General features: G+C 67.8%; 18 protein-coding genes. 8 read left to right on the top strand and 10 right to left on the bottom strand.

All coding sequences use genetic code 11. The features are described 5' to 3' along the window. Positions 1–429 precede the first annotated feature (429 nt). Complete coding sequence (locus NF876_RS17705) at positions 430–1,320, bottom strand: NAD(P)H-binding protein (protein ID WP_262270099.1); 891 nt, start codon at positions 1,318–1,320, stop codon at positions 430–432. Positions 1,321–1,461: 141 nt separating this feature from the next. On the opposite strand from NF876_RS17705, the gene NF876_RS17700 reads away from it, so the two are divergent. Then, a complete protein-coding gene (locus NF876_RS17700; protein ID WP_262270098.1) occupies positions 1,462–2,463 on the top strand; it encodes an AraC family transcriptional regulator in 1,002 nt (333 codons plus the stop codon). Then, positions 2,460–2,732, top strand: a complete 273-nt coding sequence (locus NF876_RS17695; RefSeq protein WP_262270097.1) for a DUF2312 domain-containing protein — start codon at positions 2,460–2,462, stop codon at positions 2,730–2,732. Before NF876_RS17700 ends, NF876_RS17695 begins: the two co-directional genes overlap by 4 nt. A gap of 132 nt (positions 2,733–2,864) precedes the next feature. Here NF876_RS17695 and NF876_RS17690 read toward each other — a convergent pair whose 3' ends face one another. Further along, positions 2,865–3,491, bottom strand: coding sequence for a hypothetical protein (locus tag NF876_RS17690; protein WP_262270096.1), 627 nt, complete (start codon positions 3,489–3,491; stop codon positions 2,865–2,867). A 507-nt stretch (positions 3,492–3,998) separates the two neighbouring features. On the opposite strand from NF876_RS17690, the gene NF876_RS17685 reads away from it, so the two are divergent. Continuing rightward, on the top strand, positions 3,999–4,319 hold the full coding sequence (locus tag NF876_RS17685) for a hypothetical protein (protein ID WP_262270095.1): 321 nt from the start codon (positions 3,999–4,001) through the stop codon (positions 4,317–4,319). A gap of 216 nt (positions 4,320–4,535) precedes the next feature. Here the strand turns inward: NF876_RS17685 and NF876_RS17680 are convergent, their stop codons facing one another. Together NF876_RS17680 and NF876_RS17675 are read right to left on the bottom strand one after the other, a co-directional pair. Beyond that, positions 4,536–5,432, bottom strand: coding sequence for an aminoglycoside phosphotransferase family protein (locus NF876_RS17680; RefSeq protein ID WP_262270094.1), 897 nt, complete (start codon positions 5,430–5,432; stop codon positions 4,536–4,538). A gap of 393 nt (positions 5,433–5,825) precedes the next feature. After that, positions 5,826–6,740 carry an alpha/beta fold hydrolase gene (locus NF876_RS17675; RefSeq protein WP_262270093.1) on the bottom strand — a complete coding sequence of 305 codons (915 nt, stop codon included), beginning with the start codon at positions 6,738–6,740 and terminating at the stop codon, positions 5,826–5,828. Between the two features lie 135 nt (positions 6,741–6,875). Here NF876_RS17675 and NF876_RS17670 point away from each other — a divergent pair, with 135 nt between their 5' ends. Continuing rightward, positions 6,876–7,775, top strand: coding sequence for a LysR family transcriptional regulator (locus tag NF876_RS17670; protein ID WP_262270092.1), 900 nt, complete (start codon positions 6,876–6,878; stop codon positions 7,773–7,775). A 132-nt stretch (positions 7,776–7,907) separates the two neighbouring features. On the opposite strand, the gene NF876_RS17665 is transcribed toward NF876_RS17670, so the two are convergent. Together NF876_RS17665 and NF876_RS17660 are read right to left on the bottom strand one after the other, a co-directional pair. Then, positions 7,908–8,183, bottom strand: coding sequence for a hypothetical protein (locus tag NF876_RS17665; protein ID WP_262270091.1), 276 nt, complete (start codon positions 8,181–8,183; stop codon positions 7,908–7,910). Between the two features lie 181 nt (positions 8,184–8,364). Continuing rightward, entirely contained in the window at positions 8,365–8,574 is a 210-nt protein-coding gene (locus NF876_RS17660; protein WP_262270090.1) for a helix-turn-helix domain-containing protein, read from the bottom strand. Positions 8,575–8,783: 209 nt separating this feature from the next. Between NF876_RS17660 and NF876_RS17655 the strand changes: the two genes are divergently transcribed. Both NF876_RS17655 and NF876_RS17650 read left to right on the top strand, forming a co-directional pair. Then, positions 8,784–9,308: a YqhA family protein gene (locus tag NF876_RS17655; protein ID WP_262270089.1), complete on the top strand. Its 525-nt coding sequence runs from the start codon at positions 8,784–8,786 to the stop codon at positions 9,306–9,308. A 559-nt stretch (positions 9,309–9,867) separates the two neighbouring features. Next, on the top strand, positions 9,868–10,806 hold the full coding sequence (locus NF876_RS17650) for a DMT family transporter (protein ID WP_262270088.1): 939 nt from the start codon (positions 9,868–9,870) through the stop codon (positions 10,804–10,806). Between the two features lie 48 nt (positions 10,807–10,854). On the opposite strand, the gene NF876_RS17645 is transcribed toward NF876_RS17650, so the two are convergent. Next, positions 10,855–11,745: a LysR substrate-binding domain-containing protein gene (locus NF876_RS17645; protein ID WP_262270087.1), complete on the bottom strand. Its 891-nt coding sequence runs from the start codon at positions 11,743–11,745 to the stop codon at positions 10,855–10,857. A gap of 216 nt (positions 11,746–11,961) precedes the next feature. Between NF876_RS17645 and NF876_RS17640 the strand changes: the two genes are divergently transcribed. Next, on the top strand, positions 11,962–12,288 hold the full coding sequence (locus tag NF876_RS17640) for a DUF1127 domain-containing protein (RefSeq protein ID WP_262270086.1): 327 nt from the start codon (positions 11,962–11,964) through the stop codon (positions 12,286–12,288). On the opposite strand, the gene NF876_RS17635 is transcribed toward NF876_RS17640, so the two are convergent. The 3 genes from NF876_RS17635 to NF876_RS17625 form a co-directional block, all read right to left on the bottom strand. Then, entirely contained in the window at positions 12,285–13,022 is a 738-nt protein-coding gene (locus tag NF876_RS17635; RefSeq protein ID WP_262270085.1) for a DUF937 domain-containing protein, read from the bottom strand. The genes NF876_RS17640 and NF876_RS17635 overlap by 4 nt on opposite strands. A 91-nt stretch (positions 13,023–13,113) precedes the next feature. Continuing rightward, positions 13,114–14,496, bottom strand: coding sequence for an MATE family efflux transporter (locus NF876_RS17630; protein WP_262270084.1), 1,383 nt, complete (start codon positions 14,494–14,496; stop codon positions 13,114–13,116). Next, the gene (locus NF876_RS17625) at positions 14,496–16,343 is read right to left on the bottom strand and encodes a monovalent cation:proton antiporter-2 (CPA2) family protein (protein WP_262270083.1); all 1,848 of its coding nucleotides are present in this window, start codon (positions 16,341–16,343) and stop codon (positions 14,496–14,498) included. Before NF876_RS17625 ends, NF876_RS17630 begins: the two co-directional genes overlap by 1 nt. 311 nt (positions 16,344–16,654) lie before the next feature. Between NF876_RS17625 and ispH the strand changes: the two genes are divergently transcribed. Then, complete coding sequence (gene ispH, locus NF876_RS17620; RefSeq protein WP_262270082.1) at positions 16,655–17,614, top strand: 4-hydroxy-3-methylbut-2-enyl diphosphate reductase; 960 nt, start codon at positions 16,655–16,657, stop codon at positions 17,612–17,614.

The raw sequence follows: 17,614 nt of genomic DNA, 5'->3' as shown, positions 1-17,614 counted from the left end.
GGGATGCCCTCACGCCGCCGGCCGCCGTCCACCCGCCACGTCATCACCGGGCTTGTCCCGGTGATCCCGATACGAGAGGCGCGGCGCTCAAGACAATCGGGATGGCCGGCACAGGGCCGGCCATGACATGGGGAGGGGCGCGCCACTCCAATGGTCATCCACCACGTCATCACCGGCCCTGTGCCGGTGATCCCGATCATGGGAAGCGCCGCGCCTCACCGCATCGGGATGGCCGGGACAAGCCCGGCCATGACCTGGGGAGGGTGTCCGTGAGAGCATGGGACGGCCGGCACGAGGCCGGCCATGACAGGGGAGGTCGTGCAAACCGCCCATCGGGTCAGACATTCCGAGGCCCTGATCCCGGCCCTTATGCGGATGGTGTGCAACCTTGCGGACGAAGCCGTTGCCCGGCGGCCTGAACGAGATCGTTCACGCCCGTCCCATCACGGCCGGCCGCAGCACGTCCTCGCACCATTGCCGGAAGGTGGTGGGCGTCGTGTTCTCGGCCGTGCGCGGCTCGGCGTTGTCCAGGCCCTCGGCCTTGGCCGTCATCATGTCGGCGTAGCCCTCCACGAAGGCGGGCGACAGGCCCGCGGCCGACAGCTGAGCCTTGAAGGCCTCGATCGGAACCGCGCGGTGCACGAGCGGCCGGCCCAGCACCTCCGCCATGATCCGCGCCATGTCGTTTGGGGAGAGATCTTCCGGGCCGAGCACCGCGCGATGTCCCTGGCCGCTCCAGCCTCGATTCACGAGGAGGTCGGCGGCCACCGCGGCGATATCGCGGGTTGCGCAGACGGGGGCCTTCCGGTCGCCGCGACCCGGCGAGAAGAACTCGCCCCGGTCGCGGATCGACGCCACCTGCCGCAGCAGGTTGTCCATGAAGGACGGCATCGTCAGAGCGCGATAGTTCACGCCCGTGCCGGCGATCATATCGTCCATGGCGAGCGACGCGGTGACGAGCCCGGCCCGGTCCGCCATCGGGGTGCCCCGGCCCAGGGCCGAGATCCCGACCACGTGACCGACGCCGCGCATCTTGAACGCCTCGCAGGCGGGACGGGCGAAGCCCGCATAGACCGCGTTCAGGCTCTCCGCATGCGGGTTGGGCGGAGGGAGCCAGAACACTGCGTCCGCCCCGTCGAAGGCGCGCTCCACCACGTCCGCCTCGCCATGCGAGCCCTGGACGACCTCAATCCGCGCGAGCGTCTCTTCGGGCAGGCGGGACGGATCGCGCGCGATGACGCGGACCGGTTCGCCCGCGTGCAGCAGCCGGGCCAGGACCTGGCGGCCGATGGACCCGGTGGGCGTTGTGACGACGATCATGCCTGTTCCTTCCTTGATGATACCCACGCGACGGCCCGGGATGTGTTGCCCGTGCCCATGCTTTAAGCTCTCCTGGCTTTAATCCGCTGCGGCCGGACGCTCCATGCGCGTCCGTCCGAACAATCGTCGAGATCGTCCAGAATGCCAGTCGATCCTCTCTCCGACGTGTTGGCGCTCATCAAGCCGCGAGGCTCCGTCTCGGCGGGCTTCGAGGCCGGGGGCGAATGGGCGGTCCGCTTCGCCGACCAGCACGCCCGCATCAAGTGCTACGCGGTCACCCGCGGCGCGTGCTGGCTCGCGGTCGAGGGCACGGACGAGACCGCTCTGATCCGGGCCGGCGACTGCTTCATACTGCCGAGCGGCCGGCCGTTCCGGATCGGGAGCGATCTCGATCGGCCGCCGGTCGACGCCGCCACGATCTTCCCGCCCCCGCGGGACGGGGGCGTCGTCTCCCTGAACGGGGGCGGCGCCTTCGCGCTCGTGGGCAGCCGCTTCGCCGTCGAGGGGCGTCACGCGTCCATGCTGCTCGGCGCCCTGCCGGCGCTCATCCACATCCGGCGCGAGAGCGACCAGGAGGCGCTGCGCTGGTCGGTGGAGCGCATGATGCGGGAGATCCGCGAGGGTCAGCCCGGCAGCGCCCTGGTGGCGCAGCATCTCGCCCACATGATGCTCGTCCAGGCGCTGCGGCTGCACCTCGCAGAGGCCGGGCCGACACGCGTCGGCTGGTTCTTCGCCCTCGGCGATCCGCGCCTGTCGGCCGCGATGGCCGCCATGCACGGCGATCCGGCGCGTCGCTGGACCCTGCGGGAGCTCGGACGGCTCGCCGGGATGTCGCGATCGAGCTTCGCCCTCGCGTTCCGCGAACGGGTCGGGGAGACCCCGATGGCCTATCTGACCCGGTGGCGGATGCTGCTCGCGGCCGAGCGGTTGTCGGCGGGCGATCAGATCGCCTTGATCGCCCCGAGTCTCGGCTACGAATCCGAGGGCGCGTTCAGCACCGCGTTCAAGCGCGTGATGGGCCGCTCGCCGCGCGCCTTCGGCGGCAGTCAGGACGGGACGGCACGGCGGCCGCCCGGCATTAACGGGGTGCTTACCCGCCTGCCCGATAGTGCCGGTCTGGTGACAGCAAAGGAGAAGCCATGAGTGACGTCGCTGGAATTCCGGGCAATCGGATCCGCTCGTTCGTGGAGCGCATCGAGCAGATCGAGAACGAGATCAAGGAGCTGAACGAGGCCAAGAAGGAGGTCTTCTCCGAGGCCAAGGGCGAGGGCTTCGACGTGAAGATCCTCAAGGAGATCATCAAGCTGCGCAAGCAGGACCAGGACGAGCGCGACGAGCACGACAGCCTGCTCGACGTCTACATGCGGGCCATGGACGAGGCCGGTCCCGAGCCGGTCGCCGAAGCGGCCTGATCAGCCCCGCGCGCCTCCGACGCGACGAAGGCCGCCTCCGACGAGGCGGCCTTTTTCATGCGCGTGCGCGTGCCAAGAGTGGAGCGTCGGATTCACCCCAAAAGGGCAAGTCCACGTTTCGCGTCCGATGCTTCAGCCGCGCGACGGCGCCGACTTCTTGCGCGCGCCGCCCGTCCGCGCGGCGCCGGTGCCGCGATCCTCGCCGCCCTGGCCGCCGAGCGCGCCCGTCAGCACCTCGCCCGCCGCTCCGATGGCGGCCGCCGCCACTTCAAGGGGCGCGGCCACGATCTCGGCCCCGAGGCTGCCGGCCGCCGACACGGCCCGGCGGCCTTCCTGCACGCCGCCCTGGCCCTGCGCGCCGCCCTGCGGCGCCTCGAGCACGTTCGCCACCGCCCTCAGGGCCTCGGCCATCACGGCACGGGCCTGCGGGGAGGTGAGGGTGGTCTCGAGGCTCGAGAGCCACGCCATCGGGTTCAGCAGGCCGCCCTGCGGACGGGACGCGGAGCGCGCCCGGCTGGTGGAGCGCGACGCGCCGGCGCTCGCGCGGGCGGAGGAGCGCGATCCCGCCGCGGAGCGGGCTTTGGCCGGAACGGCCTGCGACTTCGTCGCGGAGCGCGCGCTCGCCTTGGGCTGCGCGCGCTTCTGCGCGCGCTTCGATGCGGCGTCTCCCGTCTTGGTCGCCGACCGGGACGCGGATGCTCCCGAGGTCTTGCGGGCCTTGCTGGGTTGTGAGGTCCCACTCTTCCTGCTCGTCGCCATGGTCATGTCCTCTTCTGGTGAATCCGAGAGCCGGCCGCGCCGGGGCGCGGCCACACCCATGACAATGACACCGTGTCCATTCGGTTCGCGAAAAGCCGCGGAATCACCGCGCCGCGTCGTCGCTCCTCTCGTGGCGAGAGAGGGCCTCTCACCCCTTTTCGATGATGGGGAACGCCGTGCCGCGCAGAAGCGGGATGGCCGGTCATGACGTGTGGAGGGTGTTCGCACCGCCTCATGCAACCCGCCACGTCATCACCGGGCTTGTCCCGGTGATCCCGATTGCTTTGAGCAGCGTGTCCCCCAGAATGACGAGGCGCCACTCACGTTCCGGGAGACCCACCAGTGGCAGACTTGACCGTGAGCCCTACCTGCTTCTGAGAGCGCGGCATTGTGAGCCGGCACGGGAGAGGGACGATCCATGCGAATGCGCGTTCTGGCATGCGGGGCGGGCGTGGTCTTGTCGTTGGCGGCCTGCAACACGGTGACCCGTGGGGTCGAGGAGAGACGGTGACCATCACGGCCAGCCCGAACTCGGCGCGGATCCGAACGTCGCTCGGGCAGGAATGTCCCCGCTCGCCTTGCGTCGTGAAGGTGAGTCGAAAGACCGAGTTCACCGCCTATGCGGACGCCAGAGGATACCGGCCGGGGTCGCTCCTGGTGAAGTCGGTGCTGACCGATCAGGCGGCTCCTGGCGTGATCGGGAACGCCATTCTGCCCGGCGGATCGGTTGGCCTGGTCCTCGATGCCGCAAACGGCGCCATGCTGGACCACCGGCCCAATCCTGCCCATATCGACCTCGTTCCCGTCGGCCGCGCCCGAAACCGGTAGCACCGGGCACGTCCGGCGATTCCGATCGTGTGGAGCGCCGCGCTTTTCCGGATCGGGATGGCCGGGACAGGCCCGGCCATGACAGGTGGAGGGTGTCAGTGAGACTGTGAGAGGGCCGGACGTCGCGCTCTGGACGCGGGTCACTTGCCTCGATGGGCGGACGTTTCGTCGGCGAGCATTCCGTCGTTCCCGAAGGTCTCCCGGCGCCGGTCCCGTTCAGACGAGGGGATCGTCGAGCAGGCGGGACAGCGTGCTTCGACCCAGGTCACTCATCCTCGGATTGGTCCGCCGATAGTACCAGACCAGCCCCATCGCCTGCTGGAGCGCCCATGCGGCGCCGCGCATCCACTCCACGTCGCCCGATCCGAGACGCGACCGCACGATGTCCCTGCGATCCCGGTCGAGAAGATGCCACGCCGCCACGAGATCCAACGCCGGATCGGCCGGTCCGAAGCCGCCGGCATCGAGCACGCCCGCGAGACGCCCGTCGCGCACGAGAAGATTGGCCGGAATGAGATCCCGATGGCTCATGACGTCCGGGCCGGAGGGCGGCAGCTCCCGCAGCCGGGCCCACAGGCCACGCAGGCGGGCGACGTCCAGAAGGCCGTCGCTGTTCCTGAAGCAGACATCCATCCAGTCATCGTGATCGGGAAGGCGGCCGCCTCTCCCCGGTCCGTCGAAGCGGCGGCCACGGGTGTCCGCGGCCCGCAGGGACGCGATGAGGTCGGCGATGTCCCGGGCGAAGGCCGCGGACGCCGCAAGTCCGGTCGGCGTCCCCGTCTCGCCGTCGATCCAGCTCTGCACCGCCCAGGCCATCGGATAGCGCGCGCCGGGCCGACCGAGCCCGAGCGGTCGAGGAGTCGCATAGGGAGAATGCGTCGCGAACTCGGTCATGGCGGCCGCGTCCCGGCGAAGCATCTCGGCGCATGCGACCGCGTCCATGGCGCGCAGAGGGAACCGTGCCGCGACGCCCGGTCCAATGCGGAAGATGGCATTGTCCGTGCCGGCCGATGCGAGCCGCACGATCCGTTCATGGCGATACTCGGGAAACTGATCGACGACCAATTCACGAACCATATCGGCGTCGATGGGAACCTGATCATCGTGCATCATGCGACCCATCTCTCCGGCCCGCCCTGCTCATGAAGGCTGGCGACAGACATGAGGTGCAACGCCACGGCCGGCAAGCCTTCGGAACGGACCCGGGTGTCTCATCCTCCCACGTCATCACTCGCACGTCATCACCGGGCTCGTCCCGGTGATCTCGATCGTCTGAAACGCAGCGCTCTACCGATCGGGATGGCCGGCACAAGGCCGGCCATGACGTGGGAGGGTGGCGGGAAGGGCGGAGGGTGCCATGACGGGGGAAGGGTGGCGCCACGCGGCGGCCCGCAGCCTTCCGTTCGGGATGGAGCCAGGGCTGAACGGGTTGGGTGGTACAAGTTCAGCTTTGTGACATGAGCGCTCCGTCCGTCGCGGCGATCCGTCGGCCGAGCAGTGCGACGTTCACTGGGACGTCAGGAAGGAGCGAACCATGACGCTCGTCGCCGTCGGGTTTTCTTCCATGATCCAATGGCCCGAATCGGGAATGATCCCTTCGGTCACGTCACTGGCGGCAAATCGCATCACGGTCGCCATCATCGGGCCGAACGACTTCTCGCCCCCGATCGCCAGCACGGGCATTTCGAGCTTGCCCTTGGTGGCGAGGAAGGCCTTGTTGTCGACGGCATCCTGATCGAACGCGGCAAACTGGGCGAAGCCCGAATGCATGGCGCCCGGCATGGCGTACAGGCTGGCATAATGCTCCCGTGCAGCCTCGGAGAAGCGGCTCGGCGTGGCCGAGAACTCGTTCCAGAAGCGATCGAGATAGATGCGCTCGCGGCCGGCGACGAGGCGCTCCATGTCGGGCCCCCCGAACCGGAAATGCCACAACAGCGGATTCTTCAGGACCTCTTCCCACGGGCCGATACCCGGCAGGGGAGCATCGATAAGAACGAACCGCCTCACCCGTTCCGGATGCTGGACGGCGAAGGCGTAGCCGACCATGTTGCCGATGTCATGCGTGACCAGATCGGCGCGATCGATCTGGAGCGCGTCGAGCACGCCTGCCACGTCGCCGGCCTGGGTCTTCTTGTCGAACCCCGCTTCCGGCTTGGAGGAAAGCCCCAGGCCGCGCAGATCCGGGACCACGACCGTATGGTCACGGACAAGATCCTTGGCCAGGGGCGCCCACATGTCGCCGGTTTCGCCATAGCCGTGCAAGAGAACCACGGCCGGGCCCGTGCCGCCGACGCGGACGTGGATCGTGGCGCCGTTGGTGGTGATCTCCCGTGTCCGGACTTCGGCTGGGAACGGCATCTGCGCAGCAGCCGGCAGCGCGAGGGCTGCGGCTCCCAGAGCAAAGATTGCGAACCTGAGCATCTCTCATCTCCTCTCAACCGGAGAGCGTTTGCCGTGGCTGCGGTCAGGGCTTCTCCGTCGGAGGCGGAGATAGCGCTCGGGCATCTTCCGGATTAGGCTCCAAAAGGAGAAACTGGCCTCCGGAAAGTCCGAACGATGATGAAGCTCGATGGCATCGCCACCTTCGTGGCTGTTACGGAGGCCGGCTCGATCAGCGAGGCGGCGCGCCGTTTGAGACTGTCGAAGTCCGTGGTCAGCGACCGCCTGGTCGAGCTCGAGCGCAGCCTTGGCGTGAGGCTCGTGCATCGGAGCACCCGTCGGCTGAGCCTGACGGAGGATGGGATCACATTTCGCGAGAGGGCGTCCCGCATCGCCCGGGAGGTCGAGGAGGCGATGGCGGAGATGGCCCAGCGCAGCGGCGCTCTGGTCGGCCCCTTGCGCATCTCCGCGCCGGTGACGTTCGGTCGAATGCATCTCGGGCCGGCGGTCTATCCGTTTCTCGCCAGGCATCCCGGCATCGAGCTGACGCTCGATCTCGACGACCGGCGGGTGGATGTGTCGGCGGAGGGCTACGATGCCGTGGTCCGGCACGGTCCGCTCATGGATTCGCGGCTGGTCGCCTGGCGGCTGGCGCCCAGCCGGCGCGTTCTCGTCGCGTCGCCGGATTATCTGGCACGGCACGGCACGCCCGGCGCGGCAGACGACCTCGAGGCTCACCGCGGAATCTTCTATACCAACCGGGGCGTCGATGACTGGCGGTTCCCAGGGCCGGCCGGGGCAACAATCGTGCGCGGTCGGGTGGCCCTGCGCGTCAACAACGGCGACATGATGCGGGATGCCGCGCTGTCGGGGATCGGCATTGCCCTCCTGCCGACCTTCATCGTCGGCCACGACATCGCGAGGGGCCGCCTTCAGATCGTCGACGTGGGGCTCCGGTCCGCTCCCGAATTCATCTATGTCGCCCATCAGGAGGGGCGGCGGCCTTCGGCGAAATTGAGGGCTTTTGCCGAGTGCTTGCGCGAAGCATTCGGAGAGCCGCCGTATTGGGAGCGTTGACGGCGCGCCCGGACGATCAACCACCACGTCGTCACCGGCCTCGTGCCGGTGATGACGAGAGAGGGCGCACGGATGCTGTCACTCCGGGACGCCGCGGCCCCGGATGAACAGGGAGGCCGCCCGCGCCGCGCGTCAGAAAATATGCCAGTCGGGCGAGGTGCCGGTCAGGAGCCCGTAGACGCCCGCGACGACGTTCGCATGGGCTTCGAGCCGGTCCTCGGTGGTCGTGGCCTCCTGGAGATCGCGGTCGTGGGCGTAGAAGAGTTTGTCGTAGGCATCGACCGGAGGCGGATCATTGTCCCCGGTGATCTTGCCGCCCTCGACGCCGCCCGAGTAGTCGAGGCCGCCGTAGAGGCCGTAATGGATCCCGGTCTTGCCGAAATGGAAATAGTCAGGATTGGGAAGCATGGCCGTCCCTCGCCGATTGTCCCGAAGGCCCCATGCTTGTCCCGGTTTGTGTCGATTGAGGGGTTGGCGCATCGGCTCAAAAGTGGATCGCCCCATTTGGAACCGATGCTCCACTCCTGCTGGGGCTGGTCGTCTGACGCGGGATCCCAGGTCCGACGACGCGCGACGCCCCGGGCGGTCTCTATCCGTAGGGAAACGGCCGGGAGCCGAAGATCCGCTTGGGCGGCATCGGCAGCTCCTTGAAGGTTTCTCCCATCACGGCCCGCTTGATGACCGTCCGGTCGACCCCGTAGTCGCGGGCGAACCGGCTCCACTCCCGCTCGCCCGACGCGTATCGCAGGCGTGCCTCGAGAACCTGCTCGGTGGAAAGCTTCCTGGTCTGCGGCGCCACGACGAATCTCCATAAGAACGAAGCATGAACGTCTCATGGAGCTCCGGGTTCGTCGATGGGCTGTGGCGGAGCCTGTGGAGAACGGGGAAAGGTCCCTTCGGGACGCATCAGCGGCTGCGCGGCCATCTCGCGTCGGATCGGGTGTGTTTCCCGGCCGATATGGTAAAAATGGACCGGTGCCGCGAAACCGTCCGTGGGGTCTCCGTCAGATGTTCCACGTCATCCTGTCCCTGCGCTGGGTCACGCTCGTGGCCGCCATCGGGGCGGCCATCGGCGCCATGCTGATGTTCGTCGAGGGCTGCCTGAAGCTGGGATACGCCCTGCAGATGGTCGTTCAGCCGAGCGCCGACACGCAGACCCTGGTCATCGCCACCGTGATGCAGGCTACGGATGCGTTCCTGTTCGGCCTCGTCCTGATCGTGTTCGCCTATGCGATCACCTTCGGCTTCGCCTTCCGTCTGCCCTCCGGCCTTCGAGCCAAGGCGCCGTTGTGGATGCGGGTCGAGGGCCTCGGCGAGATCAAGATCACCCTGATCCAGGTGGTTCTGGTCTACCTGGTGGTGGACTTCGTCACCGACGTGGTGGAGACCGAGACGCGCGTCACCTGGGAGATGCTCGTGAAACCGGCGGCCATCGTGCTGATCGCCGGAGCGCTCCGTCTGCTCGGCTCCGCGCTCGAGGACGACCGGCCGGGGAGTCCCGAGAAACCGCAGCGGCCGTCGGAGACCGTCTAAAGCATCGGACGTGGACTCGACTTCACGCCCGATGCTTTTGGCTTTTGTTTTGGAGCATCTTTTCACGCAAAACCGGTTCCCACTTTTACGTTCGATGCTCTGGCGCATCGTGCGGACGAAAGCGCGCCACCCTCCACGTCATCACCGGCACAAGGCCGGCCATGACGTGGGGAGGTTGTCGGCACCGGGTCACACACCCTCCCACGTCATCACCGGGCTCGTCCCGGTGATCCCGCTTCCGTAGGGCGCCGCGCCTCACCGCATCGGGATGGCCGGGACAGGCCCGGCCATGACGTGGGAGGGGACTGGGCGAGGCCGACCGTGATGCGGGAGGGTTTGCGCCCGAGCCTGGCCCGCTCTGTTCCGACCGGGCCGGCAGGTTTCCCAAGGGAAAGCCCTTGGCCGGCCCTGGAGCGCTGAGATCCGGGCCGTTCCAGGACGTTCCAGGGCGGCACCTTGGGACGTCTCATCACCGTTCCAGGGGAAATCGATCAGATATCATCATTTGTGCTGATGCGTCCGCGGGCGTATCCGGGAGGCTTCGAGGGAACGAGACGCCATGACCGACGCCGCCATGCCGACGCAGACCACGCCCGCGCGCGCCCTGAAGGGGCTCGACGGGACCACGCTCGGGCTCTACGCCGCCACCGTGTTCCTGTGGGGGGTGAGCTGGATCGGGATCCGGGCGCAGCTCGGGGTCGTGGCCCCGGAGATGTCGGTGCTGTGGCGCTTCCTGCTGGCGGCCGTCCTCATGTGGGCTCTCGTGCTCGCCACTGGGCACCGGATGCGCTTTCCGCTCGCCGATCACGGGCGCTTCCTGGCCGTGGGCTGCTGCCTGTTCTCGTTCAACTTCCTGTCGTTCTATTACGGCGGCCTGAGCATCCCGTCTGGGCTGCTCTCGGTGGTGTTCTCGCTCGCCTCCGTGTTCAACCTGGCCCTGAGCTTCATCGTGTTCCGCCAGGTCGTCGAGCCCCGGGTGGCGCTCGGCGGGGCGATCGGCGTCGCGGGGATCGGCCTGCTGTTCTGGCCGGAGATCGCGGGCGCGGGCTTCAACGCGGCGGCGCTCAAGGGCCTCGGCCTGTGCGTGATGGGCACCCTGTTCTTCTGCTCGGGCAACATGATCTCGACGGTGGTGCAGCGCCGGGGCGTGCCGCTGCTCTCGGCCACCGCCTGGGGGATGACCTATGGCTGCGCGGTGCTGCTCGCGCTCAACCTCGCGCGCGGCAACGCCTTCATCATCGAGCCCACCGCGAAGTACATCGGCTCGCTGCTCTATCTCTCCGTCGGGGCGTCGGTGCTGGCCTTCATGGCGTATCTCACCCTGCTGCGCCGCCTCGGCGCCGCGCGGGCGGGCTACGCCACGGTGCTGTTCCCCATCGTGGCGCTCACGGTCTCGACCCTGATCGAGGGCTATGTGTGGACGCCGCTCGCGATCGTCGGCGTCGTGCTGGCGCTCGCCGGCAACGTGCTCGTGCTGCGCCGGCCGGCCGCCAAATAGGCGTTGTCGCCGGCGCGACGTCTCGTCGGCGGGTCGGCCTTTGCCGCGCTACTCGGCCGCCAGCGGCGCCATGGTGCGGGTCGAGCCGAGATTGTCGAGGGACTGCTTGATGTGGAAGCCGAGCGCGTCGGCGAGCGGGTTCTCCTCGCCGCGGGCGCGGATCAGGCCGATCTTGCACGAGGGCAGGGCCGGGAAGCCATCGGAGGGCCCCAGGATGCGCATGCCGGGCCGCACGGCGCTCTCCGGCAGGACCGACACGGCCAGGCCCGCCATCACGGCGGCCCCCACGGCGGTGGAATGCCAGCTCACATAGGCCACGCGGAACGGCCGGCCGGCGCTCTCGAGCGCCTCCGTGGCCGAGTGGCGCCAGTCGCAGCTCGGACGGCCGAGCGCCAGGGGAATCGGGCTCTCCTCGTGCACCCCGTGGCGCGTGGACGTGACCCAGAGCAGCTGCTCGATGCGCACGATCTCGGACGGCCCGCGCCGGTCCACATGGGTGATGATGGCCAGATCCAGGTCCCCGTGCTGCACGCGCTCGATCAGGTTGGGCGTCGGCTCGCACATCACCGTCACCTCGGCCTTGGGGTTCGAGCGCGAGAACCGGGCCAGGATCTCCGGCAGGTAGCGGTCGGCGTAGTCGTCGGGCAATCCCAAGCGCACGCGGCCGGTGAGCTCGTTGTCGTTGAAGGACGCCATGCATTCCGCGTTCAGCCGCACGATCCGGCGCGCGTAGTCGAGCAGGCGCTCGCCCTCGTCGGTGAGCTTGGACAGGCGCCCGTCGCGCTCGAAGATCGCCTTGCCGACCCGGTCCTCCAGCCGCTTCATCTGCATGGAGACGGCGCTCTGCGTCTTGTGCACGATCTCCGCCGCCCGGGTGAACGACCCGGTATCCGCGATGGCCACGAAGGTGCGAAGCTGGTCAATGTCGAGCAGGTGCATGGCTTTGCCCTCATCATCAATCAAGTTGATGATACATATCTCAAACAATCGTTTCAAGTGATGAAAGGCGTCTGGTAGAATCTTTCATATCCTGAGAAAAGAGTCAGGATCATCAACGCGTTGCCTGGAAGGCCGCTGGTAGGGGCCTTCCATGAAACGCCCGGAAACGGGCGTTCCAAGGCCGACGAACCGAACGTGAGAGCAAGGAGACCTCCGATGAACCGGTCCGCATTATCGACGATGACCTTCTCAGGAACGGCCGCTCTGGGGCTGTTCGCCCGCGCGCTCACGAATCTCGTCAAGGCTCTGCAGCACCGCCGGGAGGTCAGGAACCTCGCCGAGTTCGATGACCGGATGCTCGCGGATATCGGGCTGACCCGGGGCGACGTGATGGGCGCGCTCGACGAGCCTCTGACCCGCAACCCGTCATGGGTGTTGGTTCGAAGCGCGGAGCGACATTCCCGCGCCGAAAGGGCCGTCCCTTCGGCGGGGCCGGTCCGACCCGTGGTTCCAATGGTGAAGCCGCTCAAGCGCTTCGCCTAAGCCTTTCCGTCCTGGCTCCGCCAGGCATCCGAGAAGATCGACTGAAGGGACGCGAGATACTGGAGCTGCATCTCGCGCCCCTTTTCCATCATGTCGTCGAAGGATGCGGACGAGGGCGGGGCTTCTTCCTTCGGCTCTTCCGGCGGTGGAGCCCTGAGAATGCTCGCCATCATGTCCTCGAACGGATTGGCATGCTTCTTCTCGGGCGCCGTCGCGGTCATCCACCCGGCCCAGAGATCGGCCCAGGGATTGGCGGTGCCCGGCTTCTCCTTGGCGGTGTCCTTGGCCGATGCGAAGGATTGAAGAGCCTGCGCGTGCGCGGTCATCCAGTGGGACATGCCGCCGGCCATGATGCCGGCGAGAATCGGAAGCAATTGCTGCATGGTGTCGGTGCTGATGCCCGCGTAATCGGCGGCCTGATGCGCCACGCGGCGGCTGACGTCGTCGGAGCCGAAGAGTTGGTCGAGCAGCCGCCGCCCCTCCTGCTGGGCCTGCGGCGTGAAGGGGTTGCCGGCCGCCTGCCAGAAGTTCTGATAGGCGCCGCTCATCATGGATTGGAACAGGCGGGCCGGATCGCTCGAAGCGGTGGCGTGCTGGAGCCCCATGGCGAAGGCCGGCATGAAGGCCGCCATCGTCTTCTGCGCCTGATCGCCCGACAGGTTGAACTGCTGCGCGAGGGTGGCCAGGGCTGCGTTGGTCTGAGCCTGGCGCATCAGATCGAACCAATTGAACATGGCAGTCTCCTCGCTGACGAAACGCTCGTGCTTGGCCCCAAGCGGGGCGGCGAAAACGAACCGGTGATCCAGGCCGGAGGCGCCCGGACCGTCACACCACCCGGACAGCTTGCCTCTCCAGGCGCCGGATTGTCCAGAACGCAGTGATGACCGCCGCGATCCCGAACGCCACGGATCCCGCGCCGATTCCCAGGAGCGCGCCCTTCGGGCCGCCGATCTGCGCGCCGAAATACGCGAACGGGATCATGCCCAGCGTCGCCCGCCCCCAGTTGAAGAAGGTGGAGAGAAGCGGATAGCCGAGATTGTTGAACGAGGCATTGGCCACGAAGACGAGGCTCACGAAGAACCAGATGAAGCCGCTGAGCTGACAGAAGAACTGCACGATCTCGGCCGTGGCCGGCGGCGCGTTGAACGCCTGGGTGATCGGAACCCGCACGAGGAACAGCATCAGCCACATGCTGCAGACATAGACGGTCATGAAGATCAGCGCATCCTTGAGCGTCTGCTTCATGCGGTCATAGCGCTGAGCGCCCCAGTTCTGCCCGAGCACGGGCCCGATGGCGCCCGCCAGGGCGAAGACGCCCGCGAAGGAGACGGGCGTGACCCGGTCGATGATGGCCGAGGCGGCGATCGCCTGATCGCCGAACTGCGCCATCACGCCCGTGAAGAAGCCGTTCGCCACGGGAGCCGCGATGTTGGTCAGGATGGCCGGAACCGCGATGGCGAAGAACGACCGCGCGTCGACGGCCATCGCAGACCAGTCGGGCCGGCCCAGAAGACGATGGGCGCGGGTGAGATAGAGGAAGCTCACATAGATATAGGCCACGCGCGCGATGCCGATGGTCAGCGCAGCGCCGTTGGCCTTCAGGCCGAGACCGAAGATGAGGATGGGATCGAGCACCACCGTGACGGCCGCCACGGACAGGGTGGCGTACATGCTGCGCTTGGCATCGCCGGCTGCGCGCAGCACCGTGGAGAACGCCATGCCGATGGCCATGAGACCGTTTGTCGGCAAGGTGATCCATAGGAAGTTGCGGGCCACCGCGTAGGTCTGCTCGCTTGCGCCGATCGTGGTCAGGATCAGCGGCAGCAGGGGCAGAATGACGAGGCTGACGACGGTCGCGACCGCCGTCATGAGAATGCAGCACGAGGTGGCGAGACGGCGCGCGTCGTCCGGCCGGCGGGCGCCGAGGGCGCGCGACACGAGCGCCCCGATAGGGATCATCAGGCCCACATTGATCGAGATCGTGAAGAACATCACCACGGTGGCGAGACCGACGCCGGCCGTCAGGCTCGGCTCGTTCAGCCACGAGATGTAGAGCAGGGACACGAGATCGACGATGAAGATCGCGATGAGACCGACGGACGCCGTTCCGGTCATGACGAGAACGTGGCGCATGGTCGATCCGACCACGAAGCGCGGCGGGAGCTCGCCCGCCATGCCGGCTTTCTTCACCGAGGGTTCCGCATCCATCACGACACGCCTTCGCCGAGAATGTCCCGCGTCTCCGGGCTGAGGGCCCGGGCCTTGCTGGTGGGAACAGTGAGGGGCTCCGGCGTGATCCGGGCGCCCACCACCAGCTCGGCTCCTCCCATGCTGCCCACCTCCTTCTGCAGCACGAGGCGCGCGATGTCGCGCTTGCGCACGTCGTTGGCGGCCGCGGCCGCGGCCTCCGGCGCGGTGCCGAGCTCCTCGAGGGCCGCCCGTCCGAACACGATGGCGGATTCGAACACCTCGCGGATCTGGTAATCCACATCCCGGTTCATGAGCTCGATCGCATGGATCCGGTCGAAGGCGCGCACGAAGCTGCGGGCATTCTGGAAGTTCTCATGAATGATCTCGATGATCTTCAGGAGCGCCTCCCGGTCGTCGATGCAGATGCAGATCATCTCGGCCTTCTCGGCGCCGGCCGCGCGCAGAACGTCGAGGCGTGTGCCGTCGCCGTAATAGACCTGAAGCCCGAACCGGCCCGCGTCGCGGATGCGCTCGACATCCTTGTCGATCACCGTCGCCTCGATCCCCTGGGCGAGCAGAACCTGGTTCACGATCTGGCCGAACCGGCCGAAGCCGATCACGAGAACGCGGCTTTCGAGCTCGCCTTCCTGGCCGGCGAGCCCGGGCAGATCCGGCTGCTCGTCGGCCTCGGCGCGGCCGGCCACCATTCTCTCGACGAAGGTCGACAGAAGCGGGCCCAGCAGCATGGTGATGGCGGCGAGCGCCGTGACCGGCTGCGCCTCCGCGGGAGACATGAGCCCCAGTCCCGTGGCGACGGGAATCAGCACGAAGGCGAACTCTCCGGCGGTGCACAGCAGGGTGCCCGAACGAAGCCCGTCGCGCCAGCTCGCGCCGAAGAGCCGCGACAGAACCGCGATGAGGAGGCTCTTGCCGACGATCACCGCAGGCGCCGCGATGACGAGGAGCAGCCATTGCTCGCGCACCAGGGCAAGGTCGATGGACATGCCCACGCTCATGAAGAACAGGCCGAGCAGCATGCCGCGGAAGGGCTCGATATCGGCTTCGAGCTGGTGGCGGAAATTCGATTCCGCGAGCAGCAATCCGGCCAGGAAGGCGCCCATCGCCATGGACAGACCGACCTCCTGCATGAGCAGGGCGGCACCGAGGACGACGAGAAGCGCGGAGGCGGTCATGACCTCGCGGGCGCCGCTGCGGGCGAGGATGCGGAAGAAGGGATTGAGGCCGTAGCGGCCGACCAGCACGACGGCGGTGATCCCGAGCAGGGCCTCGCCCATCGCCAGGAGGCGATCCACCAGGGAGTCCTGCTCCGCCGCCCCGGAGGCGAGGAGCGGCAGCACGGCCAGCAGCGGGACGACGGAGAGGTCCTGGAACAGCAGGATCGCGAAGGAGCGCTGGCCGTACGGCGTCTGCAGGTCGTTCCGCTCGCCCAGCATCTGGAGCGCGATGGCCGTGGCCGAGAGCGCGACCGCCACCCCTGTCACGAAGGAAGCCTCGGCCGAGAACCCGATGGCATAGGCGGCTCCGCCGAGAGCGAGGGCCGTTACGGCCAGCTGGGCCGAGCCGAGGCCGAAGATGTCCCGCTTCATCTCCCAGAGATGGGACAGCTTCAGCTCGAGCCCGATGATGAACAGGAGCAGCACCACGCCCAGTTCAGCGACGGTCGCGATGGTCTGGGGATCCTCGACCAGGCTCAGGCCCGACGGCCCGATCGCGACCCCGGCCGCGAGATAGCCCAGGACGGCGCTCAGTCCGAGGAGCCGGAACACGGGCACGGCCACGACCGCCGCCCCGCAGAAGGTCAGGATGGGTGGAAGGAAGCTGACGTGGGAAGCGGTGGAGGCCATGAGCGATCAGGGAAGGTGACGGGGCGTGCCACCTTTCTAGGGATTCCGGCGGGCAAGTGCGAGCGTTTCTTGACGGGAACGGCCCCGCTTCGTGCCCCATCGCACAGGTTCGGTTTCCCGCCCTCCAGGTCGTCACCGTCCTCGGGCCGGGGATCCCGGCGTGAGAAGCGCAGGTGCCCTTCGAAGCGGGATGGCCGGCGAGAGGCGGGTGAAGACTGGCCGGCCATGACCGGGCAGGGGATCACACTCGCGGCGAAACTGCGTCGCTCCCGCTTGACAGGAGGGGTCTCGTCTCGCCACATCGCCAGATCATGACCCAGCCTCCTCTCGACATCCTGCTCTGCGCCCCGCGCGGCTTCTGCGCCGGGGTCGTCCGTGCCATCGACGCGGTCGAGAAGGCGCTCGCGATCCATGGGGCGCCGGTCTACGTGCGCCATGAGATCGTGCACAACAAATACGTCGTGGAGAACCTGAAGCGGAAGGGCGCGGTCTTCGTCCGGGAGCTCGACGAGGTGCCCGACACGAAGGCCCCGGTGATCTTCTCGGCCCACGGGGTGCCCAAATCGGTCCCGGAAGCGGCCGAGGCCCGCAACCTCTTCGGGATCGACGCCACCTGTCCCCTGGTCACCAAGGTGCACCGGGAGGCGCAGGTCCACTACAAGCGGGGCCGCCACATCATCCTGATCGGCCATGCGGGCCACCCGGAGGTGATCGGCACCATGGGCCAGCTGCCCGAAGGGGCCGCCACCCTGGTCGAGACCGTGGACGACATCGCCCGGCTGCAGCCGGCGGACCCGGACAATCTGGCCTTCGTCACCCAGACGACCCTCTCGGTCGACGACACCCAGGACATGGTGGAGGCCCTGAAGGCGCGGTTCCCGTCGATCGTCGGCCCGCACAAGGAAGACATCTGCTACGCCACCACCAACCGTCAGGGCGCGGTCAAGCGCGTGGCGCCCCTGGTCGATGCCATGATCGTGGTGGGCTCGCCCAACTCCTCCAATTCCCAGCGCCTGCGGGAGGTGGCCGAGCGGGAAGGCTGCCCCCTCGTCCGGCTGATCCTGCGAGCCGACGACATCGACTGGAGCCTGTTCGGCGCGATCCGCAGCCTCGGCATCACGGCCGGCGCATCGGCGCCCGAGATCCTGGTCGAGGAGATCATCGACGCCTTCGCGGAACGCTACGCGGTGTCGGTCGAGAGCGTGTCGACGGCGGACGAGAGCGTGTTCTTTCCTTTGCCTCGCGAGCTTCGTGAGCAGGCGGCGGAGTAA

The organism is Microvirga yunnanensis (genome assembly GCF_025460875.1).
The sequence above is the reverse complement of the archived record's forward strand: the minus strand, read 5'-3'. Positions and strand labels throughout refer to the sequence as shown.